The sequence below is a fragment of the Pseudofrankia sp. EUN1h genome, assembly GCF_001854645.1.
Classification (GTDB): Bacteria; Actinomycetota; Actinomycetes; order Frankiales; family Frankiaceae; genus Pseudofrankia; species Pseudofrankia saprophytica.
On record NZ_MBLN01000056.1, the window covers coordinates 95,996 to 120,181 of the forward strand.

Consider the following 24,186-nt stretch of genomic DNA (forward strand, 5'->3'; position numbering starts at 1 on the left):
CCCACAGCCCACAGCCCACGGCCACGGCCACGGCCGCCACGGCTACCAAGGAGCGAGGACCGCCATGCCCCGAGCGGCCGCCGAGCGCGTCGTCATCGCCGGCGCCGGCGCCGCCGGTCTGCTGGCCGCCATACTCCTCGCCCGGGCCGGCCGCCCGGTGCTGATCGTCGACCGGGACCCCGCCGCGGCCGGCTGGCCAGGCCTGTCCGCGCCGGGCGTCGGCACCGCCGAAATCCGGGCCGACCCACGGGCCGCGCTGCCCCGGGCCGGCGTGCCGCAGGCGCGGCACTCGCACGCGTTCCTCGCCCGGTTCCGCGCGCTGCTCGCGACCCGGGCTCCCGACCTGCTCGACGCGCTGCTCGCCGTCGGCGCACGCGAGATCCGGGTCGCCGAGACGGCGCCGCCGGAGATCCGCGCCGCGCTCGCCGCCGGCTGGCTCACGGGAGACCTCGACGACCTGGTCGTCCTCGGCTGCCGGCGGGCGCTGCTCGACGCGACGCTACGGGCCGCCGCGCTGGCCGAACCAGGCGTGACGATCCACGCCGGCCAGCGCGTCACCGGACTGCTGACCTCGCCMGCCGGCCCGTCCACGCCCGGTGGCCACGGCGGTGTGCCATGGGTACGCGGAATCCGGCTCGAAGACGGCGCCACCATCGAGGCCGACCTGGTGGTCGACGCGGGCGGGCGGCTCTCACCGGTGCACGACCTGCTCACGGCCGCCGGCGCGCCCCAGCCGCCCGAGCTCGCCGTCCCCTGCGGGATCACCTACTACTCCCGCTTCTACGCCCGCGGCGGCGACCACTCGTTCGCCACCGAGCTCAACCGGGGCCATACCGTCGGCGCCTCCTTCGACCGCTACTCCTGCCTGGTCTTCCCTGCCGACAACGACACGTTCTCGGTGACCTTCGGCGTCCTGCCCGAGGACGCCGAGATGCGGGTGCTGCGCGACGGCGCCGCCTTTGACGCCGCCGTCCGGGCGATCGACCTGGTCGCGCCTTGGCTGGATGGCAAGCCGGCCGCCGCCGGCAGCGGCAGCGGCAGCGGCAGCGGCAGCGGCGCAGGGTACTCGGGCCGCGCCGGTCGCGACCCGGACCGGGCCGCCGCGGGCACGGTGGTGCCGCTGGGACCGGTCGCCGCGATGGCGGGGCTGCGCAACCGGTTCCGGCCGTGGGTCGCCGACGGCCGGCCGGTGGCGCTCGGCGTGCTGCCCATCGGAGACGCCGCGCTGATCACGAATCCGGCGCACACCCGCGGGACGACGCTCGCCGCGCTCACCGCCTGCTGGCTGGTGGACGCCGTCACCGCGACGCGTGACCCGGGCGAGCGCGCGCTGCGGCTGGACGCCGCGCTGCGCGCGGAAGGCCTGCCCTGGTACCACGACTCCTGCGCGCAGGACGCCGCCCGGCTGGCCCGCTGGCGACCGCCCCCGCCCTCGCAGCCGCCCCTACCGCCGGCTGCTCGGTCAGCACCGCCGGTTCGGTCAGCACCGCCGGCTCGGCCGACACCGGCTGCTCGGCCGGCACCGCCGACGCAGCGGCGTCCAGACGAGTCGGACGCCGTGACGAACGGTGAGGCGTTCCTCGCCGCCGGGCGCGACCCCGTCGTCTGGCACGCGTTCACCCGCCTGCAGAACCTGCTCGCGATGCCGGCGGACCTGCTCACCGACCCGGACTTCGTCGCCCGGGTACGCGCCGTCCAGGCCTCCGGCTGGCGCCCACCGCAGGTGACGGGACCGAGCCACGACGAGCTGGTGGCGATCGCGCGGGCGGCGCTGATCCAGCCGGGCACCGACGGCGGTAGCCAGGCCTCCCGAATCGCCGACCTCGTCGCCGATCCGGGAGAGAGCCTTGGGCCGACGCCGTGAGTGGCGCCAGCCGGCAGCGCTCGCCGCGGATCGCGCTGTTGACGTACTCGACCAAGGCACGCGGCGGAGTGGTCGCGACGCTGTGCCTCGCGGAGGCGCTCGCCCGCGCCGGCCACCGGGTGGACGTGTGGACACTCGCCCGCGGCGGCGACGCGGGCTTCTTCCGCCCCGTCGACCCCGCAGTCCAGGTACGCGCGGTGCCGTTCCCCGATCGGGCGGCCGAGACCGTCGGGGAGCGGGTGCTGCGTTCGATCGACGTCCTCGGCGCGGCCTTCCGGGCCCACGCCCGCGGTGCCCCCGGTGCGGGTTCGGAAGGCCACGCGAGCGCCGGCGGGTACGACATCGTGCACGCACAGGACTGCATCAGCGCGAACGTCGTCCCAGACTGCGTTCGCACCGTCCATCACCTGGACAGCTTCACCACACCCGAGCTGGTCGCCTGCCATGAGCGGGCGCTGCGCCGGCCGTACGCCCACGTCTGCGTGTCCGCGGCGGTCGCGGCGGAGCTGGCCGAGGGCTGGGGCCTCACCGCGACGGTGATCCCGAACGGTGTCGAGGCTGATCGGTTCGCGGCCGCCGCGGCGGAGAGCCCGACCGCGCGGGCGGCCCGCGCCGCGTGGCGCGACCGGCTCGGTCGTTACGTCCTCGCGGTCGGCGGGATAGAACCGCGCAAAGGCACCCTCGACCTCGTCGAGGCGATGGCGCTGCTGCGCACGGCCACCGCACCGGCTCTGGTGATCGCGGGCGGGGAGACGCTGTTCGACTACCGCGACTACCGGGCCCAGGTGCTGGCGCGGGCGGTGGAGCTGGGCGTGGAGCCAGTGCTGCTCGGCCCCGTGCCGCACGACGAGCTGCCCGCGCTGGTCGCCGCCGCCGACGTGTTCGCCTTCCCGTCCGTCAAGGAGGGCTTCGGCCTCGCGGCGATGGAGGCGCTCGCCGCCGGGGTGCCTGTCGTGACCAGGGACCTTCCGGTGCTGCGCGAGGTGTTCACCGGCGCCGTCCGCTTCGCCGCGACCCCGGCGGACCTGGCCGCCGAGCTCGCCGCCGCCCTCGCGGGGCCGGATCAGGCCCGCCGCGCCGCCGGCGAGGCGCTCGCCGCCCGGCACAGCTGGGACCAGGCCGCCACCGCCCATGTGGATCTCTACCGCGGGCTGCTGGCCCAGGGGATCCCGCGCCGCGCCCCCGGCCAAACAGGACCGGTCCGCGCGAATGGGGCCATTGGTCACCCAGGCCCGGCCGTCCAGCCCGCGGAGCATGCGGAATAGAAGAGCGGCAGTCCCGATCAGCTTTTCGGCCAGGTTGACCATGCCTTGTCGGCGTTACGCTGGCCAGGCAGGATAGGTCGGTCCGACTACACCAGGACCACGGGCCACAAGCCACGCGGGCAGCCGACGAGCCGAATGGCGGACAGCGGGAGATGGACGAGGAAGCACCGTTCTGGTTCGACCATGCGCTGGACGACCGGCCGGAGTACTTCGAGGTCGAGGTCGAGGGCGCGCGGATCAGCTACCGGGGCTGGGGCGCGCCGGACCTGCCGGCGATCGTGCTCGTACACGGCGGTGCCGCGCACGCCGGCTGGTGGGACCACATCGCTCCGCTGATCCCGGACGAGTACCGCGTGGTCGCGCTGGACCTTTCCGGGCACGGCGACAGCGATCGCCGCGACGACTACACACTGTCCACCTGGGCCGCCGAGGTGGTCGGCGTGATCGACGACGCCGGCATCGCCTCGCCGCCGATCGTCATCGGGCACAGCATGGGCGGCTGGATCTCGATCACGACGGCCGCCGAGCACCCCGACCGGGTCGCCGGCATCGTGCTGATCGACTCTCCCGTCAGCGAGTACACCCCGGAGGAGCGGGCGGCCCGTGACCGGACCGCGTTCGGCCCGTTGCGGGTCTACGCGACCGTGTCGGAGGCGCTGGCCCGGTTCCGTACCGTGCCGCAGCAGACGCACACCCTGCCGTACGTGATCGAGCACATCGCCCGGAACTCCATCGGCTCGGTCGAGGGCGGCTGGACCTGGAAGTTCGACCCGAACGTGTTCGGCAACCRGACGCCCGCGCCCGAGGTGCTGCACAAGGTGCACTGCCGGGTCGCCCTGTTCCGGGCCGAGAACGGCCTGGTCACGCACGACATCGGCGGGGAGATGTACAACCTGCTGGGCCGGGTCGCGCCGGTGATCGAGATCCCGCTCGCCGGCCACCACGTGATGCTCGACCAGCCGCTGCTGCTGGTCACCGGCATCCGCACGATCCTCGCCGACTGGGAGCACTCCTCCCCCCAGGAGCGCACCGACTAAGCCCCGATTCGAGCCGGGCAGCCGGGCAGCCGGGCAGCCGGATCCCCGTCAGCCCAGGGTTTTGCCTCGCGCCCCGGGCTCTTCCTGTCACCCCAGGGTTTCGGCCGCCCACTGGCGGAGGGTGGGGGCCAGCAGGGGCCAGCGGACGAAGAGRCCTCCGGCCGTCGCCATCTCGGCCTGGCGCTCGAGGTACTCGCGGTCGCCCCACGGTGGCTCGACGAGGCGCGCGCCCGGTAGCAGGTCGGCCACCGCCTCGGAGGTGGCACGCGGGTGGAACGGGTCGCTCACGCCACCGCGGAAGACCAGCGCCGGGACCTTGATCGAGCGGGCGGCGTCGTCGGGCAGGCCGGGAATCCGCTCGTCGGGCCGCGGGCAGTATGCCGACATCCAGCGCTGCAGGGTGGCGACGAACTCGTCGCGGTCCGCGTCGAGGATCCGCTGACGGTTGTCCGGGGTGGCGGCGATGGTCCCGGCCCAGTCGGGCAGGTCGGCAACGGCGGCCATGTCCCGCGTCCAGGCGGTGGTGATGCTGGCGGTGTAGTAGACGTTGCCGAGGATCATCAGGCCCATCGGGCCGCCGCTGATCCACCAGAGCGCAAGGCCGGCGGCCACCTCCGGGTGCCGAGCCGCGGTGAGTAGCGAGACGCGGGTGCCGACCGTCGCCCCGGTGAGCACCGCCGGGCCCAGGTCGAGGTGCGTGAGCAGCGCGGCCAGGGTGTCGGCGTGCAGCTCCGGCTCGCTCGGCCCCTCGAAGCAGACGTCCGACTCGCCGCAGTTGGGCCGGTCCCAGCTGAGCACCCGGTCGCCCTGGGCCGCCAGCGCCTGGGCGAGCTCGCGCACCCCCGGGGTCTCCTTGGTGAAGCGCCCGCCGGTGGTGATCACCCATAGCCGACCCTCGCCGACGCCGACGCCGACGCCGCCACTGCCGCCGACGAGCTCGTAGGCGATCCGCAGCCCGTTGACCCGCGCGTATGCCACTGCCACCTCTTCGAGAACGGTTCGCCGGTCCGAGGCCGTCGCCGGGCCCGAGAGCCGGGTCGGGCGACGGGAACGGCGTCAGATCGCTGTTCGGTCGTCCAGCCGCCGTCCGGCGGCGATGCCGCGGGCCGTGGCATCGACCGAGAACGACGCGACCAGCGCGCCGTCCTCGGTGTACACCCGGCACTCCGAGTGAGTCATGCCGTCACCGGCGAACGTCGAGTGGTGGTGGTACCGCAGCCACCGGTCCGCCCGGATGTCGGCGTGCAGCGAGAGGGAGATCGCGTTGATGCCCATGGAAAGGGTGCGATGGGCCTGGTCCTGGCCGATCCCGGCATGCGGGCGTAGCGCGGCGGCGATCGAGATGTGCCCGGTGAACTGCGCCAGCAGGCCGGCGTGCAGCGCCGGGTCTGCCGGCACGTCACGGAAGCGGAGCCAGGTGTCGATGACGGGCGGTCCGACCGGCGCGGCCGAGTCGTTGTTGTACGCCGCGTCGACCATGCGCAGGTCCCGCCCGGTGACGGACATGTCGTAGGGCTCGCTGTCGTACGGGCCGGCGGCGGGCGGCGGCGGCGCCTCATGCCGGACGACGTCGGGAGCGGTGACGTCGAGGAACAGGGTGCCGCTGGCCCGGCGCTTCCCGGCCTGGTTCACCTGTACGCCGAGGGTGCTGAACGTCCGTCCCGAGCTGAGCTCCTCGAGCTCGAACTCCAGCGGGAGGTTGGCATCGGCGACCCGGTAGACGACCAGATGCGCCGACACGACGCGCCGCCCGCCGGCGTGCCGCATCGCGGCGACCACCGCCTGGCCGAGGATCTGGCTGGCCTCGACGACGGCACGCCCGGGGTTAGGCCGAATGACGCTGACATAGCGGCCTTCGCCGGCGGCCCGTAGGTCCATGATGTCGATCAGGTCGGCGGCATCACCCCAGGTGGGGAACCGCTTGATGGTGGCGTCGCGGGGGTCCTCGCCGGCCACAGTGTCGACCAGTTCGACGCGCACCCGGTCATGGTCGAATGCCGCCAGATCGGCCAGCCAGTCGAGGCCAGGAGCCGGCTCGGTGAAGGTCCATAGCGCGTCACGGCCGTCGACCAGGCCGTCGTCCGCGTCTTCCTCTGGAGCGTGCCATTCGGCGACGGGTGCCGCGGCCTTGCCGTCGAGGGTCCACAGCTCGCCGGAGCCCTTGACCGGGCAGGTCACTCGGCGGCCCTCGTCCTGCAACATGTCGAACCGCACATCCGCGCGCGGGAAGTACAGGGTCGGCGCCTGTCCCGGCTCGCGAACCCGCACCGCCGCCACCGATTCGGCGACCAGCCGGTCCCCCCACCACGCCCTGGCCCGATAGGAACACGGAGAGTGTTCGACGACCGACTCCACACCTGGTTCGGCCGCGCTTGTGACTGGCTGCACGATCCGGAGCGTAATACTCCATTGCGGTACACGCCCGTTCTCGCAAGACCGCGGAGCCACCGCACGCCCGAGCACCCTCCGTAGTTATCTGCGTACGGCTGTACGGGCCGCTGAGACCCGGAAAACACCCTCCCGATATGGAGGCAAGGGTCCGTCGCGCCAGCCGACGGGCGAACTGTGGCATCTAACAAAGCCAATAGACACACCCATCTGCCACACTCCCGACCCCTGCGGCCGAAGTGTGGTGGCTCCGCGTGTCCATAGGCTTGGCCAGATGCCACGCATCGACGTCTGGCGGTCAGGCGGAGTCGCGGGTGACCAGGGCGGTGGGGAGGATGACCTCGGTCGGCTCGGCGAACGGGTCCGTGACCCGCTCCAGCAGCAGCCGGACCATCTCCTGGCCCATCAGCTCGACCGGCTGGCGGACGGTGGTCAGCGGCGGGTCGGCGTACGCGGCGAACGCGGCGTCGTCGAAGCCGACCACGGCGATGTCGTCGGGGACACGCCGGCCGGCCTCCCGCAGCGTGCGCAGCGCGCCCATGGCCATCAGGTCGGAGGCCGCGAACAGGGCGTCGATGTCCGGGTGGTCGGCGAGCAGCCGGGCGGCGGCCCGCCGCCCGCTCTCCTCGGTGAAGTCACCGACGGCGACCCGCCCAGCGGACAGCTCGTCGCCGGCCTGGCGGACCGCCTCGGTGTAGCCGCGCAGCCGGTCGATGCCCACGCTCATGTCCGACGGGCCGGCGATCGTCGCGAGCCTGCGCCGCCCGGCGCCGAGCAGGTAGCGCGCCGCGTCGCGGGCGCCGCCGACGTTGTCCGCGTCGACGTAGTCGACGGGGTTGCCGGCGAGCAGCCGGCCGGCCATCACCAGCGGTACCCCGGCCGCGGTGATGGCGTTCGGCATGATGTCGTCCGCGTGCAGGGAGATCAGCAGCACACCGTCGACGTGGCCGTTGCCGACGTAGCGCAGCGCCCGGTCGCGCTGCGCCTCGCCCTGGGCCTGCAGTAACACGAGCTGGAAGTCGGTAGGGCTGAGCGCCTGGTTGACGCCGCGCAGCACACTGGCGAAGAAGGGGTCGGCGAACACCGTGTCCGGGCGCTCGTGCACGATCAGCACAAGCGTGTCCGTCCGGCGCGTGACCAGGCTGCGGGCAGCGCGGTTGGGCACATAGCCCAGCTGGGCGATCGCCGCGGTGACGGCTGACTGCGCCTCCGCCGACACCCGCGAGGACCCGTTCACCACCCGGGAGACGGTCGCTCGGGAGACCCCGGCCAGCTCGGCGACCTCCTCGAGGGTGGGCGCGCGCCGCGGCGCCACCACCCCTGCCGAGTTCGCTCCCGGATCGGCGGAGTCCTGGGCTTCTCGGGAATCGGTGCCGCCGATCCGGGGGTCTGGCCGGGAGGTCTGGGCCACGGCGGTGGCTGGGGTCGTTCCCCGCTCGGCTCCGCCGATCGGGGAGGTCCGCCAGGAGGTGCCGGGTTGGGCGTCGGCAGCAGTCACAGGGTTCCGTTCGCGGCGCGGTGCTCTCGGATGAGGCGGGAGTACCAGAGCGCGCTGGTCTTCGGGGTGCGGACGAGGGTATCGAAGTCGACGTGGATGACGCCGAACCTCATCTTGTACCCCTCGGCCCATTCGTAGTTGTCCAACAGCGACCACACGAAGTATCCCCGCATGTCAACTCCGTCCTGGATAACCTCGCGCACCACGTCGAGGTGCAGCGCGACGTACCGAAGCCGCTCCGGGTCGGGCACGCTGCCGTCGGAGGCGGGTTCGTCCAGGTAGGCGGCGCCGTTCTCGTGCATGTACCAGGGGGTGCCCGGGTAGTCCGCGGCAAGCCGGCGAAGCAGGGCGGCGAAGCTGCGCGGGCGGATCGGCCAGTCCAGTGCGGTCACGTCCTGCGTCGACTTGACCCGGGTCAGGTTGTCGGCGGCGACGAAGGGAATCGGCGTCGGATCCGGGTCGGGACCGGAGACGACGATGTGCGGGGAGTAGTAGTTGACCCCGACCCAGTCGATGGGCGCCGCGATCCGCGCCAGGTCGCCGTCCGCGATCGGCAGCTCGGCGCCCACCTTGGCGAAGTCGGCGATGACGTCGGGCGGGTACGAGCCGCGCAGCAGCGGGTCGAGCCAGAGCCGGATCGACTGGCCGTCGACGAGACGGACCGCGTCGCGCGCCGCCGGCGAGTCCTCCGGGGACTCCGCCGGGATGAGGTTGAGCGTGATCCCGACGTCGGCGACGCCGCGGGCGCGCAGCGCCTCGACCCCGAGCGCGTGCCCGAGCAGCAGGTGGTGCACGGAGCGGACGGCCGCATGGGCGCTCTGCACCCCGGGCGCGTGCCGGCCGGTGAGATGGCCCTCGAACGCCGAGCACCACGGCTCGTTGAGCGTCGACCAGTGCTTCACCCGATCGCCGAGGGCGGTGGCGACATGGTCGGCGTACTCGGCGAACCGGTAGGCCGTCTCCCTGTTGGCCCAGCCGCCCAGGTCCTGCAGCGGCTGCGGCAGGTCCCAGTGGTACAGGGTCAGCCAGGGGTCGATCCCGGCGCCGAGCAGCTCGTCGACGAGCCGGTCGTAGAAGGCGAGCCCCGCCGGGTTCACCGGGCCGGATCCGGTCGGAACGACGCGCGGCCAGGCGACCGAGAACCGGTAGGCGCCGAGACCAAGCTCGGCCATCAGCGCCACGTCCTCGCGGTACCGGTGGTAGTGGTCGACGGCGGGATCACCGCTCTCCCCGCCGCGGGTCTTGCCGCGGGTGCGGGCGAACGTGTCCCAGATGCAGGGGCCGCGGCCGTCCTCGCCCGTCGCGCCCTCGATCTGGTAGGACGAGGTGGCCGCGCCCCAGACGAAATCCCTGGGCAGGCCGCCGGCGATCCGCGCCGCCAGTTCGTCGGTCTCGGGCAGACCGGTCGCGCCGGTGGCCGAGGCGGTGCTGATAGTCATCCCTTGACCGCGCCTTCCATGATTCCACTGATGATCTGACGACCGAATACTGCGAAGATCAAAAGAACGGGCAGGGTGCCGAGCGCCGTGCCGCCCAGGACGAGGGTGTTGTCGCGGTAGTAGCCGGCGGACAGCGTGCTGAGTGCGACCTGCACGGTGGGGTTCTGCGGCGACAGGACGATGAGCGGCCACATGAAGTCGTTCCACGCCTGCATGAAGGTCAGCAGGCCGAGCACCGCCATCGCGGGACGCAGCCCGGGCAGGACMACGTGCCAGTACAGGCCGAACGTGGAGCAGCCGTCCATGCGGCCCGCCTCGAGCAGCTCGTCGGGGATGGCCTGCTCGGTGTACTGGCGCATGAACACGACACCGAACGCGGTCACCGCCGTCGGCGCGATCACCGCGATCAGATGGTTCGCCCAGCCGAACTTCTGCATCTCGATGTAGAGCGGGATGATCCCGAGCTGGACAGGCACCATCATCGTGGCGATCACGATGGCGAGCAGCGCGCCCCGCCCGCGGAACCGCAGCTTGGCGAACGCGAACCCGGCGAGCGAGCAGAAGAACAGCGTGCACAGCGTGATCGAGCCGGCGACGACCAGCGAGTTGACCAGCGCCTTCTCGAACTCCACGGTGTCGAAGACCCGGCGGGCGTTCTCGATGAAATGGCCGCCGGGGAGGAACGGTGGCGGCATCTGTCCGACCACGTCGTTCGTCCGCGACGGGATCATGAAGGTCCAGTAGACCGGGAACGCCGAGAGCAGGACGACGACGATGAGGAACGGGTAGCGCCACAGCCCGCGGCGCTCGTCCTCGGCGGTGGGCGGCGGCGTCGACCGCCCCAGCCGGCGCCGACCGCCGGCGTGACCCGCCGCCTCGGCGGAGTCCGGGCCGGCGCCGCCGGCCTTGTCGATCGTGACGCTCATCGGAGCCCTCCCGGCGTGCTGTCGTCGTCCGCCGTGGTCGGGGTCGGGGTTGGAGCCGGAGCGACCGCCGGGACCGGGGGCGAGGCCGAGGCCGAGGCCAATGTCGCGGAGGCGGCCGGCGCGGCAGCGCCAGCGGCGGGCTTGCGGGACGCGAGACGCCGTCCGCCGCCGCGCCCGGGGTGGCGAGCGGCGCCGATCCGGGCGCCCCCGCGGGTGAGGAAGTACGCGAACGCCGCGAGGATCACCGTCAGGAGGAACATCAGCCAGGCGACGGCCGAGCCGTAGCCGAAGTGCCGCAGCCGGAAGCCCTCCTCGTAGAGGAACAGCGCGAGCGTCTGGAACTGGCGGTCGGTGCCGCCGCTGACGCTTCCCGGCGAGATGTCGAACAGCAGCGGCTCGGTGAACAGTTGGATCTGCCCGATGAGTGACACGAGCGCTGTGAAGGCGATCGTCGGGCGCAGCGCCGGCAACGTCACGTGCCAGAGCTGCCGCCAGGTGCCGGCGCCGTCGATCGCCGCGGCCTCGAACTGTTCCTTCGGGATGGCCTGCATGGCGGCCAGGTAGATCAGCGCGTTGTAGCCCGTCCACCGCCAGACCACCATCATCGCGATGGCGATCTTCGAGGACCACTCGCCGGCCTGCCAGTCGACGTTGTCGACGCCGACCAGGCCAAGCAGCCAGTTGAACAGGCCGAAGTCGCGGCTGAAGAGCTGGCCGAAAACGATCGTCACCGCGACGATCGACGTGATGTTGGGCAGCAGGACGCCCATCCGGAACAGCATCCGGCCGCGCAGCCGGGCGTTGAGGATGTGCGCCATGATCAACGCGAGCGCCAGCTGCGGCACGGTGCACAGCAGCATCAGCTCGAACGTGTTCTTGACGGCGTTCCAGAAGAACTCGTCGTGCAGCAGGTCGGTGTAGTTGCGCAGCCCGATCATCTTCGCGTCGTGGGGCCGCAGCAGGTCACGGTCTGTCAGCGACACCCAGAACGTGTAGGCCATCGGGAAGAGCCCGAACACGAGAAAGATCATGAAGAACGGCGCGACGAACCCATAGGGCGCCGTCACTCCGGTCACCCGGCGGATCGCGGACCGGGCCGCGCCCGACCGGCGCGTCGGCCGTGGCGACGGAGCGTCCACCTCGGACGCCGGGGGTGCTGTGATGGTCACCGGGTCTCCTCCCGCCCGATCGCACGGCTGGTCGATGGCTGGTCGATGGCTAGGGCTGGTCGGTGGTCACGGGCTCACGGGCTGGGCCGGACGGCGAGCTTCGCGCGCCCGGAGCCCGAACCCGGCCAGGGTCAGGGCCAGGGCCAGGGGGACGGGATACTGGCGTGGCCCGGGCCCCACGGAGACCCGGGCCACGCGCCGGACTTCGCCGATGGCGGCGAACTTTCCGGTCTTGAGCAGCAGCTCCGTGGGAAGCGGCTGCCCGGGGCCCGATGGACGGGAAGCCCATTCGGGGGGCCGCGGCCCCGGGCAGCCGGTCTGGGGGTCGGGCCACGCCGCCGACGGTGGCGCGGCCCGACCTTCCAGGAGATCGTCGATCATTAGCAGGGGCGGAACAGCGCCGGAGCCGGGATCGGGATCGGTGCCGGGACCGGGGCCGGGGTCAGCGGGCTGCCCGTTGCGCCTCGGCCAGGGCGTCCTTCCAGGCCGTGTCCGGATCGGCCTTGCCCTGTTCGACGAGCTGGATGCCGTGTTCCTCGATCGCCTGCCGGATCGCGCCGTGCTTCGGGCCCTGGTACTGGGGAACCAGCTTGAGGGCCGACTCGCCGAAGATCTTGCCGGTCGGCGCGTTGTTGAAGAACGGGTCGGTGAAGCCCTGCACCGTCGGGTCGTTGACGGCTCCGATGGTGGACGGCATGTTGCCGACCGTCTTGAAGACCTTCACCTGGTTCTCGGGCTTGGTCAGGAAGTCCATCAGCTCGTAGGCGAGCTTCTGGTTCTTGCTCTGCGCCGGGATCACCAGCCAGGAGCCGCCCCAGTTGCCGCTGCCGCCGGGAACCGTGGCGACGTTCCACAGGCCCTTGGTCTCCGGCGCGTTGGTCTTGATGTAGCCCGCCATCCAGGCCGGGCAGGTCAGGGTGGCGAACTTGCCCTGCTTCATGGCCGTCGTCCAGTCGTCCGCGAACGGGACCAGCTTGGCGGACTCGCCGTCACCGATGGCCTTCATCACGTTGTCCCAGGCCGTCTTGATGGCCGGGTTGGTGTCGACCACGAGGTCTTCCGTGCCCGGCTTGTAGTAGGCCGTGCTCTGCTGGAACATCTGCGCGTTGTAGAGGTTCTGGCCGGCGTCGAAGAAGGAGGCGCCGGTGTTGGCGTCGCGGAACTTCGTGCCGGTCGCGAAGAACTGGTCCCAGGTCGGCCACAGCGCGCTCACCGCGGCCGGGTCGGTCGGGAGGCCGGCCTTCTGGAACAGGTCGGTGCGGTAGCACATCGCCAGGCCGCCGACGTCCGTGCCGAGGCCGAGCTGCTTGGTGCCGTCAGGCGACAGGAAGGCGTTCCACTTGGCCTCCGGGTAGTCGGCCTTCCGGCTGGTCGCGCCCAGGTCGAGCAGGTTCGCGAACAGCTCGGGCTCGGCCTTGAACTGGGCGACGAAGCCCTCGTCGACGCCCTCGATGTCCGCCGCGCCGGAGCCCGCCGCGAGGTGGTTGACCAGGGCATTGTGGTGGTCGTTGTACTCCGAGACGGACTCGACGATCTTGACGCCTGGATGGCTGGCCTCGAAGGCCGCGTACAGGCCGGCCTCCTTGTAGCCGAAAACGCCGAACGTGTTGATGTGGAGCGTGGTCGTACCGTTGMCGCCCCCACCTCCCTTGTCGTCACTCCCACCACACGCTGCCGCCGTTAACGCGGTGGCCAGGGCCACCGCCCCGGCCACAGCCGCGAAGCGGCCACGATGTGCCCTCATGAAGCCCTCCCTCTGGCTTCCACGCCCACCGCACTGATCGCGTGTGAGCGCTCTCATGGCTTCGAAACTGTGAACGGCCGTTGCGTTGCTGTCAAGAGTCAGTTGCTCCGAGGTTTCGGAATACCCAGCGAGCATCACTCGCTACAACCGGTGATTTCCGGTGGTCAGCGAGGCGGCCGCGCACCGGAGGCCGACGGGGGCTGGACGTGACCGGGCGCACCATGCAACCCTGAATCCCGCGACGCCCCGCCATGGAAGTCCGGGGACTCCCTCCCCCGCGCGTCCCGCCGAGGCGGCCATCCATATCTGCCGACCTTCGGGCGGCTCTCCGGTAGCCCGTCGGGCCGCCGGGAGACGGCCGTGGTCCGCCACACCCGCATGGTGGAAGGGAAGAGGGAGCCCATGTCCACGATCGAGCTCCGTGACGTCACGCTGACCTACGATGTCCGCCCGGTTCTCGACCACATCAGCCTGACCGTCGAGGACGGCGAGTTTCTCGTCCTCGTCGGACCATCCGGCAGCGGAAAGACGACCGCGCTGCGCATCGTCGCCGGGCTGCTCCAGCCCACCTCGGGCCAGGTGCTCGTCGGTGGCCGAGACGTCACGAGGGTCCCGCCAGCGGACCGCGACCTGGCAATGGTCTTCCAGAGTTACGCTTTGTATCCGCACATGACGGTGCGCAACAACATGGCGTTCGGGCTCCGGCTCGCCGGCGTCCACCGCAAGGAGCGCAACGACCGGGTGGAGCGCGCGGCCGAGATCCTGGGCATCACCGAGCTGCTCGACCGGCGGCCGAAGGCCCTGTCCGGCGGCCAGCGCCAGCGGGTCGCGATGGGGCGGGCGATCGTTCGCGAGCCGCGGGCCTTCCTCATGGACGAGCCACTGTCGAATCTGGACGCGAAGCTGCGCACCCAGGTCCGCGCCCAGATCGCGCGCATCCAGCGCACGCTCGGGGTCACGACCCTCTACGTCACGCATGACCAGATCGAGGCCATGACCATGGCCGACCGCATCGCGGTCCTGCACGACGGCCGGCTCCAACAGCTCGGCACCCCCGAGGACCTGTTCTCCCGCCCGGCCAACGTCTTCGTCGCGGCGTTCATCGGCAGCCCGCCGACGAACCTCATCCCCGGCACGCTCACGACCGAGGACGGCGAGACCGCGCTGCGCGTCAGCGGTCAGACGCTGGTTCTGCCCGCGGGCATCGCCGCGGCCGTCACCGCGTCCAGCACTCCGGACATCCTGGTCGGGGTACGGCCGCACGACGTCGAGATCAAGCCGCCGGACGGTCCGGCGCTCGCCCTCGAGGTAGACATCGACCTCGTCGAGCGGCTCGGTACCGAAACCCTCGCGCACGGGGAGATGGTCACGGGCTCGGTCAGCGGCGCCGCCGCCCAGGCCGCGCACGCGATGGTCACCGCCGACGACGAGTTGCCCATCGACCCGGAGAAGCATCGGTTCACCGCGGCGCTGGACCCGCGCACCCTGGTCACCTCCGGTGGCCGGATGCCGTTCTACGTCGCGGCCGAGCGTCTGCATCTGTTCGACGCCGAGACCGGCGTGACACTGCGGGCCGCCGCCGCGCCGCTGGTCACCGCGGCCGCCACGGCCGCCGCGCCCGCGGCCTGAGGGAGCGGGCGTTCACGGTTCCGCCTGCCCCGCGGCGCAGGCGGAACCGTCGTTCCGCTCCCACGGCCCACCTGACTTGCCTGGCTATCTACGACCTGGCCGCCTACGAGAAGCTACGAGGGTCGTCGCGTCCGCGACTCGCTCGTCTTCCGGGAGACCGCCCTGGCGGCGGCCGCGGGCGGAAGATCTGGTCGCCAGTAACGGCGCGTGCTGTCCGCGGCGACCCGCAGCTCCGTCTCCTGACGGCCGGCGTGCCGTACCAGCCGAGCGCCGACGGCGGCCATCACGACGGACGCGCCCGCCAGGCCGATCTCCTGGCCGTGACCGCCCGTATTGATCTTGTGGATCTTGTGGGTGGTACCGCGCCCGGCCTTGGTGCGCCGGCGCGACGCAGGCTCTCGTCCGGTTGCCGTGTCCTGCCCGCTCGGGCGGGACCGGGCCGTCGAGGCGGGTTCGCTCATGCCCGCGGGTCCAGGTTCCCCTGGCCCGGCGATCTCCCCGGTTCCGTGGGCGCCAGCCCTTGCACCTGCGGTAGCGGAACGAACCGGTCGAGATGTGGCACCGCTGGTCTCGCCGGTATGAAGCGTCCGCTCCGGCGATGCCGACGAGTACAGCCCCTCCCCGGCATAGGCGTATGAGCTGCGTTCTGACCGTGAGCTGTGCTCTGGCTGGTCGGCCGGGTAACCGACGTGGCCGACGTGGCCGACGTCGCCGGCGGGTCCTGCCGGGTAGGGCTCGAAGTCCGGCGCTCCCGTCGTAGTCGCGGTCGTCCAACCATCGCTCGCGGCCCGACGTCGCTCGGGCTTGTCGGCGCCCTGATGGCGCCGGAAGAAACGGCCGCGGTGCTTTGCCTCGTCGGCTTCCCGATGGCGCCGGGCCTCTCGGGGCTCCCGCTTGCCGCGGCTGTCGGCGTCGGCGAGTCGGGCGCCCGCCGCGCCCGCCTCCCCGTTGCCGGTGTGGCCTTCGCCGAGGTGGCCGCTGCCGCGCAAGGTCAGCCGTTGGCGGATCCCGCCGGCACCGACGCCCGCTCTCGCCCGCATGGATGCGGCCGCGTCCCGCGCGTCGTGGACCTTGCGGCCGGCGACCCGGCCTGGGCTGTACCGGTCGGTCAGCTCGTCGATCTCGGCGCTGATCCGGTCCCGAGTCTCTTCGATCTCAGACCTTATTTCCTCAGGCCGCTCGCCCACCGCACGTCCTCCTTCAGCGTCTCAACGGTCTGAGTCGGCGCGGGATGCACCTTCTTGACCGTTCGCTTGGCAACGAGACCGAGCACGGCCGCCGAGAGCACCAGGATGGCGGCGACGATCAGCGCCGCCCAACCGAGCGCCATCACCTCCGACAGGCCGAACATCGCCGCCAGCAGCAGGAACAGCACCGCGAAGACGGCGGCTCCGCCTGCTCCGGCGAACATTCCGGCGCCTTTGCCCGCTCGGTTCGCCGACTGACGGACTTCCGCCTTGGCGAGTTCCACTTCCTTACGGATTAGCGTCGACATGTCGGCCGCGACGCCGGAGACAAGCTGTCCAGCCGATGGACGAGATCTCTTGCCCCCGGTTATCTGTCCGTCCGCCGCCGCTTCGGCCTCCGTCGGGATAGCAGCCGTCCGTACAGCGACCCTCGGCGCAGCCGCCGTTGAACGGGTCATCGCGGGTGAGGCAGYCGTCGCCGTGGCCGGGGTGGTCGTCGCGGCCGGAGTAACCGTCGCGACCCCGGAGCTTCTGGCCGACGCCCGGATGCTCTCCGGCATCTGGCCGACCGGCGTGATGATCGGCTCGCCGGCTGGCGGGCCGCCGGCACTGGCTCCGGTCACCGCGGACGCCTGGGAAACGGACCGGGCGGATACGTCGGACACTTCTGGATATGTGTCGGGGAACGGCGCACGGTAGGTGGTCCCGCCCCGGTGCGCGTCGCCCGCCAGATCCGAGTCCATTGGGTAGGGCTTGTCGACGAACCCCGTTCGATCCGTGGCGCGGTGGCGCGTCGTGGCCGCGTGCCCGGAGAGGTCCATCGGACTGCGTCCTCGCGTTCGTCGCGACGAGCCGGCAGGGTCGAATTCCCCGGTCGACGCGGACCTGCCTATCTTTTCCGACGCATCCGTTCCTTCCGATACGCCCATTCTTTCCGATGCGCCCGTTCTCTCCGACGCGTCGGTCCCGATCCCCAGATCCTCGCTGTACGGGCGCTCCTCGAGATCTGGAGGCACCGTCCCAGTCGACTTCGACCGTTGCGACCTCGTCATGCTGCCTCCCTGCGTCTGAATAGCTCGAGGGGACGGGCGCGTGGTCGATGCCCGGCAGACGAGGAGTTAAGCCTCCTTCGAGTCGCGCCTTCCCCGTGACGCGGGAACCCCGGTCTGGGTCGGCGGCGGCGGGACGGTGGCGGGGAGCCGGTGCGCTCGGCGCAGGTCGTCGGCCTGGCGGTCGTGTCCGAGCCGCCGCTCCTCACGCAGAAGCGAGGCCTCGGCYGTGTCCGTGTCCATCGACGTGGCCAACCGCAGTTCCTCCCGAGCGAGCGCATACTCCTCGTAACGGGCGGCCATGTGCTCGGCCACCTCGTCAGCCCGGCCGCGACGGGCCTTCGCATTGCGGTTCAGCTGGAAGGCGTCGACGAACTCGTTGGTCTCGCCTTCCCAGAGAGCGGCGCGTTCCGCCCGGGAATACGAAGTCCGGTCGAGGCTGCGCTTGAACAACAGCGGGGCAAGGTCAATGCCGAGAATCAGCAGACTGAGCAGCACACGCCAGGCTTTGACCGAATTGTCGTCGGCCGTCAGCCGCCAGAAGCCCTTCTCCCGCATGAGCAGGTCGTTCGAGCCTCGGATCTGCGCCCACTGGGTGTCGGCGTACTGGGCACGGCGCTGGTCGCGGCTCGTCCGAAAGGAGTCCAGCCTGGCCTGGGCGGCGTCACGCTCCGCACGAAGCTTCGGCACCTGGGCCGTCGCTGCCTGGAGCTCGCCAAGCTTCACCTGATAGACCGGCCCACGCCCACCGAGGCACCCGTCGCCACCGGTGAGCTGGCAGTTCACCTCGCCGGTCTTGGTCGTCACCAGGTTCTCCGCCGCGGTCAGCTGCGCGCGCCGGTCGGCCAGATCCGTGGCGAGTCTCGCCTCGGTCGTGTGCTGGCTCCCGTCCCAGGCGGCGAGCACTCCGGACAGCTCCTCCTGACGCAGCTCGGCCACCCGAGGCTGGATCGACGAGTCGAAGAACCGCAGCAACAACGACTCACCGACCAGGATCGCGCCGCAGACCGCGATGAATATGCGTATGGCCCCGGTCGGCAGCCAACGGCGCGGCCGGATTTCCTCCTTCTTCCCCTTTCCCTTGACCCGCAGCGGCCGGACGGTGAGCAGCACCGAACGGTCGATGAAGAAGATGAACGCCGCGTAGAACAGCCCGTACGGCAGCGCCGCCAGCGTCGAGGTGCCAAACCCGAACGCGGCGACGGAGGCGCCCGCGTAGGCGGCCAGCGCCGCGGTCAGCAGCATCAACGCGCCGGCGCTGGTGAACCGGGACCGGTCTCGCTCAGCGACCGCCCGGTGGTCGGCACCGGTACAGCCGATCAGCAGGTTCGCGGCCACCCGCCGGGCGCTCGCCCGCGGGCGCCGCGGCACACCCCGGCCAAGGGCCGGACCGGCCGCTGGACCAGCGGCTGGACCAGCCGCCGCATCGGCCGCCACATCAGCCGCCGCATCGAGCGCTTCATGGCGCTCGTCAGTCTCGTAACGGTCGGTTGCGAAGGAATCAGCTTCGTCGTAGTAATTCCCGTAAGGCCTGGTATCACCGCCAGATCCACCCGGCTCATACGTCTCATACGTCTCATACGTCCCACGCGCATCGTCACCATCGTCCGGGTACGCCTGATCCGCGTGGTCCTGATCTGCCTGGGCGGGGTTGGCCTCGCCGTCGCGGCCCGACGGTAGGCGCGAACCGGAGGAGCCATCGACGAGCTCACCACCGCGCAGCCGTTCGCCGCCGGAGTCCATGCCGGCACCATAGCCGCCACCATCACTCTCCGCATTCAATCATTGACACTGTGGTAGCGGTTGGGGCCGGGGGTGCCTGCCGGCCGCGCGGCGCCCCGAGCGGCTCGTTAACGTCTGCGAGAGGAGCGGGGTCCGCCGCGGTGCGCACCCACGGCCAGCGGCATCGGGACCCCGCGCCATCCAGCGCCGGGCTGAACGGAGGACGGGTCGATGGGGCAGATCAACGTCGTGGCGGAGCGTTCTCTCGACGCCGCGCCCGACCGGRTGCTCGAGCTGGTGTCCGACTACGAGGGGACACGCCCCCAGCTGTGGCCGGCGAACATCACCGATTATCAGGTGCTTGCCGGCGGCAAGGGACCGGGCACCCGGATCTCGTACCGGCTGCACGCGACCAAGAAGCGGATCCGCGACGTCACCGCCGAGGTGACGGCGCCGGACGAGCAGACGTTGGTCGAGTCTGATCAGAATTCCACCCTGCGGACGGTCTGGCGGGTACTCCCTCAGGGCACCGGCAGCACCGTTACCGTGACGACGACCTGGACGGGCGCGGGCGGCGTCGGCGGGTTCTTCGAGCGGATCTTCGCGCCGATCGGCGTACGCAAGCTGTGGACCGCCGTCCTGGACAACCTCACCTCCCGCGTCTGACGCCCGGCCTACCAGACTCGGGCGAGGACGTTGGTGACGTAGCCGGTCATCCGGTCAAGCTTGGGCTTGTCATCGGGGTTGCTCGCCGACAGCTTGCCCTGGGCCCAGTCAGCCGCCCAGGTCGGCACATTGTGCGCGGCGATCACGTAGATCCAGTTCTTGACCCACCGGTCCGAGTCGATTCGGTCGCGCATCGCGTGCGCCGTGGAGTCGAGCGCCCAGTAGGGGTCCAGCGCGTTGTCCTTGGTGATGCCGGGCAGAGTGGTGTTCCACTGGCACAGGCCGAAGTCGGAGTTCGTGTAGTAGCCGATAGCGCCCGGGTCCCAGTTGCTCTCGATCGTCGTGATCCCGCGCAGCAACCCGCGAGGAACGGTGTACTTCAGCGCGTAGCGGTCCGCGATCGGCATGAACAGGGCGTACGACGTCTCCTTGTGGACCAGCCCGAGCGGGCTGCGCTCGCTGGCCGGGAGGTACATGTCCCGGTTGATGGTGGGCTGCTTCTGCTGCTGAAAAGCGATCAGCGCGTTACGGGTCGTCTGGGTGAACTTCCCGTCGGTGGGGATCGCCGTCTTGGTCGCCTGGTGCCAGTTCAACGCGCGCTGGATCGCCTTCACGCCCGCCTGGACCGCAGCGATGTCATCGGCGGTGCTGCCTTCTGGAGCCCGCTCGCCGGCGCCGATCCCGTAGTAGGACCCAAACCCGTCGCCCGCGGCGTTGATCGTTCCGCCCCGACCGTCTGATGGCCAGCCTCCCCGACCGACACGCACTTTCTCAGGTGTCGTCACGCTCGCCCCTAGTCTCTAATCCCTGGTCCCTCGTCCGCACCACCCGGCCAGTAGCCAGGGTTCCGCGGCAAGGTTAGGGGTGGTCCGGACCCTTCGTGCCCGAATCGCACGAACCAGCCAGACAACCGCGGCCGTCGATCATCGATCGACGGCCGCTGGGGCTCGACAGATAGGTTCGGTCCCTGTCGGAGCGGCTTCGCCGCTCCGACAGGGACCGCTGGGAACCATGGTCACTGCCTCTAGTGACCGATGGCGTCTGAACCGGCCTGGCCGCGGCGCTCGGCTGACTCAGGCGCTGGGCCGACTCAGGCGCTGGGCCGACTCAGCTGCCCCGCCCGGCCCTCGACCGTCAGTCCTGGTGCCGACCACCGATACCGTGCCGGGCGAGGGTCCGGCCGATCTTCCCGCCGAATCCCTCGTGCGGCGCCTCATGACGACCACTCGCGGCGTCGCCGGCCTGAGCGGTGTCGCTCGKGTAGACCTCGTGCCCGGTGGTCGCCGAGTCCGCGCCCCGCTTCCCGCCTTCGACCCGCTCCGTCCGGACGTTCTCGGCCCGGTCGGACGAAGTGGTGCGGGTGGCTTCGCTCGGGTACACGTCCCGATCGGCGGTCTGGTCCGCCCGCTCGGCTCGCCGGCTACGGTCGAAACGCCCGGTCGAGGCCGAGGTCGAAGCCKGGGCCGCGCTGACCCGCTCGTCGCGGTCGGCACGCCCCGCCCCCACCGGCTCCGGCTCGGCCTGCCGCGCCCGGCGGCCGCCGAAGAGGCCGCCATGACCCTCACGCGCCAGCGCCTTGCGGTGCGCACGCATCTGGGCGTGCTCGATGTCGCGAAGGCTGCGGACGCTGAGCCGGCCCTGCGCGGTCGACGCCAGGTAGAGGATCACGGCGCCAAGCCCGTAGAAGAACATCAGCCAGGTCGTCGCCTGCCGCGCGGTGCTGCCCATCGGGGTGCCCAGGTCACCCAGGTGCCACGGCGTGGCCAGGGTCGGGCCGATGATGAACCAGGCGCCGGCCGCGATCGCCAGCCATGCGCCCAGCATCGTCGTTCCGCGGTTCGCGCTCGCCGTCAGCATCAGTCCACCGACGAAGGCGGCGATGCCTGGCAGAACCTCAAGCCAGAACCGCGCCGCGGTCCAGTCCCAGGTCTGCGTCCCGCCGAACCCGAAGTCGAAGGCGGGGCCAATGAAGGGTACGAGGGCGCCCCACGCGCCGAGGACCATCAGCAGCAGACCTGCGACGGCGCCGCGGCTTCGTGGGATCCGCCAGCTACCTCTGGCACGGTTGAATCCGGTATCTCCGGTGAGGCTCATCGGTCGGCTCCCTCCACAGCAGTTCAGCCGGTCGGTGCCCAAAATCCCGACTACTAACCGGATCCGCCCGAACAGATGACCCAACATGCACTCAGAGTGCCAAGATTGCTACAGAAGGTGCCTGGTGTCGCGTCTCCTGCGCGCAGCCCTGATCGGGAAGGCCCGCCCGACAGCGCCGGCGACCACATCAGCGCCCCAGAGCACCGCATCCTCGCGTGCCCGTCGACCACTCGGCGTGAACGGGGCGGACCAGCCAGCACGCCCGAGCGCACCCCAGCCCGACAGAGGCCGACGGCGATGGGGGGCGCTCCGGCCGCCCGGTCGCTCAGCCTCCGCGAAGGCTGAGCGCAGCCTGAGCGCACACGAAGCCACCAGCACCCCGGCCTGCCCGGGTACGATCAGCCGACGGGCCGTTAGCTCAATTGGCAGAGCAGCCGGCTTTTAACCGGCGAGTTCAGGGTTCGAGTCCCTGACGGCCCACCCTCGCCCAGGTCTGTGACCTGCATGTTCGTGCCGCTCTCGACGCCCTCCGATGGAGTCGAAGGGCTGGGCATGCCGCGCCCGAGCGGGCTGTAGGGCACGACGCCGATCCCCAGCTCGCGGCAGGCAGGGAAGACGTCCTGCTCCGCCACGGGCCCGCGCCGCCCTACCGGTCGCCATCTGTTCGGGCGTCCTGCTCAGCCGGCTGCTGCTGGGCCAGACGGCGTCCAACAGCCCCGACGCGAAGGACCTCACATCCCATAGCTGCATGCCGCCCTCGATGCCGTGGCGATGGCACCGAATTCCGCACCAGAACCGACGCCAGCGAAGGACCCGGCCGAGGCCGACCTGACCCGCGCCGCTCCGTCGACGCGCTGTCCGTCAGCCAGCCCGACCCTGTCTGACATGAACCCGACGCCTTCCGTGTCCGCGTCGGGGCCACGGTGCCCACCACAACCGGCGAGGATGGCCGTTGACGCCCCGCGTCGACTGCCCGGCACCGGAAGGAGCACCGCCTTGGCCCGCTACGTGTGTCCCGACTGCAAGACCAAATCCCAAAAGGTGCCAACCCGGGCTGAGGCCGCCGCGTTGTTGGAGACCCATCGCCGCTACTTCTGTACGGCACGGCCGGTCGCCCGCGGCTGGCGGAGAGTTATCAGCCGCTGACTGGGTGCCCTCGGGAGCGGCCGTTCGGCGCGGCGCGGCATCACTTGGTGGGAGGCCCTTCTACCGTCCCCCACCGCCCCACCGCCCCACCGCCCCACCGACCCACCGGCGCGGCCGCCTCGATGATCCGCGAGGTGGGTTCTCGGCTGTCAGAGGGTGAGCGCGCGGATGGTGAGGTCGGTGGGCCTGATCGGTGACGCGTCGGAATAGGCGCGGATGTGCCGGGCCAGGGCTGGAGTCGGCCAGCGGGTCGTCTCCGGCCAGTCCGGGGACTCCGACCAGGAGACGCCGTCGAGTCGTGCCCCGGTCAGGTCGGCGCCGGTGAGGTCCGCGCCGACGAGATCGGCCCGGTGGAGGTCCGCGCGGGTGAGGATCGCGCCGACGAGGCGGGCCTCGCTCAGATGGGCACCGGTCAGGACGGCGTCGTCGAGCCGAGCGCCGGTCAGGTTGGCGTTGGCGAGGTCCGCGCCGTCGAGGTTGGCCCGGGACAGGCGGGTCCCGGCGAGGTCGGTCGCGGTGAGCTTCGTCTTGGCGAGTACCGCGCCAGTGAGGTCGGCGCCGGTGAGGCGGGCCGCCACGAAGGTGGCGAACGTCAGGTCCCGGCCGGCGAGGCGTGCGCCGACGAGTTGGGCCCCGGGGTAGTGGGCGATGGTCCAGTCGATGATCTTCTCGACGCGTTGCGGTACCAGTTCCGTGGGCTCGTCGCTGGCGGGCGGCGGCGCCCAGCCGGCGCGGCATTCCGGGTAGAAAGCGGGCAGCGGACCGCCTGGGGCTGGCCGCGGCCCGCGGGCGATCTCGTCGTCGCCACGGTGGACGACCTCGGGCGCGGGCGGCGCCGGCCAGATGCTCACCGCGTGTTCCTCCAGCGGCGGGTCGGCGTCGAAGCAGGCAGTACCGGCGGCCCGCGCGGCGTCGCGTCCTCTCGCCCGCACGCGGACCCGGTACCAGCCAGGCCCGCCGGGCGTCAGGTTCCACAGCTCGGGCGGCCCGCCGCTGTCCAGGTCGCCGAGCCAGGTCCGGCCCGCGTTGCTGTGATGACTGATGTCCACGACCATGGGCCAGCCATCGAAGGCAGCGGGGGGCTCGTCGTCGCGGACGTCGACGGTGATCCGGATCCATCCGGTGTGGGTCCCGCAGACCACAGCCAGGTGCCCACCACCCGCCCCGACGAGCGAGTTCCCCTGATGGGCCTGGCTCAGGCCCACACCCTCGGGGATCACGTTGTAATCGCACAGGTAGTACTGGCTGTAGCCGACACGGAAGTCATCGGTCGCCCACCTCACCGACTGATCATCGCAGCCGCGATCGAAGGCGGTTCCATTAGCGTCTGGGTTTGGGCGTGGTGTGGGCGTGAACGCCCCGT

17 protein-coding genes, 1 tRNA gene and 1 pseudogene are annotated in these 24,186 nt (G+C 71.4%); 6 read left to right on the forward strand and 13 right to left on the reverse strand.

Annotation, left to right across the window (positions count from 1 at the left end):
• Positions 1-64 precede the first annotated feature (64 nt).
• The 3 genes from BCD49_RS20000 to BCD49_RS20010 all read left to right on the forward strand — a co-directional run bounded on the left by BCD49_RS20000 (position 65) and on the right by BCD49_RS20010 (position 4,166).
• Positions 65-1,864 (forward strand): NAD(P)/FAD-dependent oxidoreductase, encoded by a 1,800-nt coding sequence (locus BCD49_RS20000; protein WP_007513052.1) that lies wholly within the window; start codon positions 65-67, stop codon positions 1,862-1,864.
• Positions 1,861-3,129, forward strand: coding sequence for an MSMEG_0565 family glycosyltransferase (locus BCD49_RS20005; protein ID WP_007513050.1), 1,269 nt, complete (start codon positions 1,861-1,863; stop codon positions 3,127-3,129). The genes BCD49_RS20000 and BCD49_RS20005 overlap by 4 nt, the downstream gene beginning before the upstream one ends.
• A gap of 152 nt (positions 3,130-3,281) precedes the next feature.
• On the forward strand, positions 3,282-4,166 hold the full coding sequence (locus BCD49_RS20010; RefSeq protein ID WP_071041769.1) for an alpha/beta fold hydrolase: 885 nt from the start codon (positions 3,282-3,284) through the stop codon (positions 4,164-4,166).
• Between the two features lie 87 nt (positions 4,167-4,253).
• Here BCD49_RS20010 and BCD49_RS20015 read toward each other — a convergent pair whose 3' ends face one another.
• The 7 genes and pseudogenes from BCD49_RS20015 to BCD49_RS20045 all read right to left on the reverse strand — a co-directional run bounded on the left by BCD49_RS20015 (position 4,254) and on the right by BCD49_RS20045 (position 13,330).
• A complete protein-coding gene (locus tag BCD49_RS20015; RefSeq protein WP_007513046.1) occupies positions 4,254-5,144 on the reverse strand; it encodes an alpha/beta fold hydrolase in 891 nt (296 codons plus the stop codon).
• 78 nt (positions 5,145-5,222) lie between these two features.
• Positions 5,223-6,614 (reverse strand): DUF427 domain-containing protein, encoded by a 1,392-nt coding sequence (locus BCD49_RS20020; protein WP_442960511.1) that lies wholly within the window; start codon positions 6,612-6,614, stop codon positions 5,223-5,225.
• Between the two features lie 238 nt (positions 6,615-6,852).
• Complete coding sequence (locus BCD49_RS20025) at positions 6,853-7,869, reverse strand: LacI family DNA-binding transcriptional regulator (RefSeq protein WP_106410379.1); 1,017 nt, start codon at positions 7,867-7,869, stop codon at positions 6,853-6,855.
• A gap of 179 nt (positions 7,870-8,048) precedes the next feature.
• Positions 8,049-9,491, reverse strand: coding sequence for a GH1 family beta-glucosidase (locus BCD49_RS20030; protein WP_007513040.1), 1,443 nt, complete (start codon positions 9,489-9,491; stop codon positions 8,049-8,051).
• Positions 9,488-10,417 carry a carbohydrate ABC transporter permease gene (locus BCD49_RS20035; RefSeq protein WP_007513038.1) on the reverse strand — a complete coding sequence of 310 codons (930 nt, stop codon included), beginning with the start codon at positions 10,415-10,417 and terminating at the stop codon, positions 9,488-9,490. The genes BCD49_RS20030 and BCD49_RS20035 overlap by 4 nt, the downstream gene beginning before the upstream one ends.
• A gap of 194 nt (positions 10,418-10,611) precedes the next feature.
• Positions 10,612-11,586, reverse strand: a pseudogene (locus BCD49_RS20040) (carbohydrate ABC transporter permease); the annotation flags it as partial.
• Positions 11,587-12,028: 442 nt separating this feature from the next.
• Positions 12,029-13,330 carry an extracellular solute-binding protein gene (locus BCD49_RS20045; RefSeq protein ID WP_198939450.1) on the reverse strand — a complete coding sequence of 434 codons (1,302 nt, stop codon included), beginning with the start codon at positions 13,328-13,330 and terminating at the stop codon, positions 12,029-12,031.
• A 402-nt stretch (positions 13,331-13,732) separates the two neighbouring features.
• On the opposite strand from BCD49_RS20045, the gene BCD49_RS20050 reads away from it, so the two are divergent.
• Positions 13,733-14,959: an ABC transporter ATP-binding protein gene (locus BCD49_RS20050; RefSeq protein WP_035924341.1), complete on the forward strand. Its 1,227-nt coding sequence runs from the start codon at positions 13,733-13,735 to the stop codon at positions 14,957-14,959.
• A gap of 113 nt (positions 14,960-15,072) precedes the next feature.
• On the opposite strand, the gene BCD49_RS44180 is transcribed toward BCD49_RS20050, so the two are convergent.
• The 3 genes from BCD49_RS44180 to BCD49_RS20070 all read right to left on the reverse strand — a co-directional run bounded on the left by BCD49_RS44180 (position 15,073) and on the right by BCD49_RS20070 (position 18,533).
• Positions 15,073-16,146 (reverse strand): DUF3618 domain-containing protein, encoded by a 1,074-nt coding sequence (locus BCD49_RS44180; RefSeq protein WP_007513029.1) that lies wholly within the window; start codon positions 16,144-16,146, stop codon positions 15,073-15,075.
• Positions 16,122-16,967 carry a phage holin family protein gene (locus BCD49_RS45150; protein WP_241832364.1) on the reverse strand — a complete coding sequence of 282 codons (846 nt, stop codon included), beginning with the start codon at positions 16,965-16,967 and terminating at the stop codon, positions 16,122-16,124. The genes BCD49_RS44180 and BCD49_RS45150 overlap by 25 nt, the downstream gene beginning before the upstream one ends.
• A 297-nt stretch (positions 16,968-17,264) precedes the next feature.
• Positions 17,265-18,533, reverse strand: coding sequence for a DUF4407 domain-containing protein (locus BCD49_RS20070; protein WP_007513025.1), 1,269 nt, complete (start codon positions 18,531-18,533; stop codon positions 17,265-17,267).
• A 615-nt stretch (positions 18,534-19,148) separates the two neighbouring features.
• On the opposite strand from BCD49_RS20070, the gene BCD49_RS20075 reads away from it, so the two are divergent.
• Complete coding sequence (locus BCD49_RS20075) at positions 19,149-19,583, forward strand: SRPBCC family protein (RefSeq protein WP_071041771.1); 435 nt, start codon at positions 19,149-19,151, stop codon at positions 19,581-19,583.
• 8 nt (positions 19,584-19,591) lie between these two features.
• Here the strand turns inward: BCD49_RS20075 and BCD49_RS20080 are convergent, their stop codons facing one another.
• Together BCD49_RS20080 and BCD49_RS40840 are read right to left on the reverse strand one after the other, a co-directional pair.
• Positions 19,592-20,368: a peptidoglycan-binding protein gene (locus BCD49_RS20080; protein WP_007513018.1), complete on the reverse strand. Its 777-nt coding sequence runs from the start codon at positions 20,366-20,368 to the stop codon at positions 19,592-19,594.
• Positions 20,369-20,717: 349 nt separating this feature from the next.
• On the reverse strand, positions 20,718-21,677 hold the full coding sequence (locus tag BCD49_RS40840) for an MFS transporter (RefSeq protein WP_083401573.1): 960 nt from the start codon (positions 21,675-21,677) through the stop codon (positions 20,718-20,720).
• A gap of 407 nt (positions 21,678-22,084) precedes the next feature.
• Here BCD49_RS40840 and BCD49_RS20090 point away from each other — a divergent pair.
• Positions 22,085-22,157 (forward strand) — tRNA-Lys (locus BCD49_RS20090).
• An 815-nt stretch (positions 22,158-22,972) separates the two neighbouring features.
• On the opposite strand, the gene BCD49_RS20095 is transcribed toward BCD49_RS20090, so the two are convergent.
• A complete protein-coding gene (locus BCD49_RS20095; protein WP_007513012.1) occupies positions 22,973-24,106 on the reverse strand; it encodes a pentapeptide repeat-containing protein in 1,134 nt (377 codons plus the stop codon).
• Positions 24,107-24,186 lie beyond the last annotated feature (80 nt).

Coding starts and splice junctions, on each gene's coding strand:
- BCD49_RS20050 (WP_035924341.1), top strand. CDS start 13,733: ATGTCCACGATCGAGCTCCGTGACGTCACGCTGACCTACGATGTCCGC.
- BCD49_RS20030 (WP_007513040.1), bottom strand. CDS start 9,491: ATGACTATCAGCACCGCCTCGGCCACCGGCGCGACCGGTCTGCCCGAG.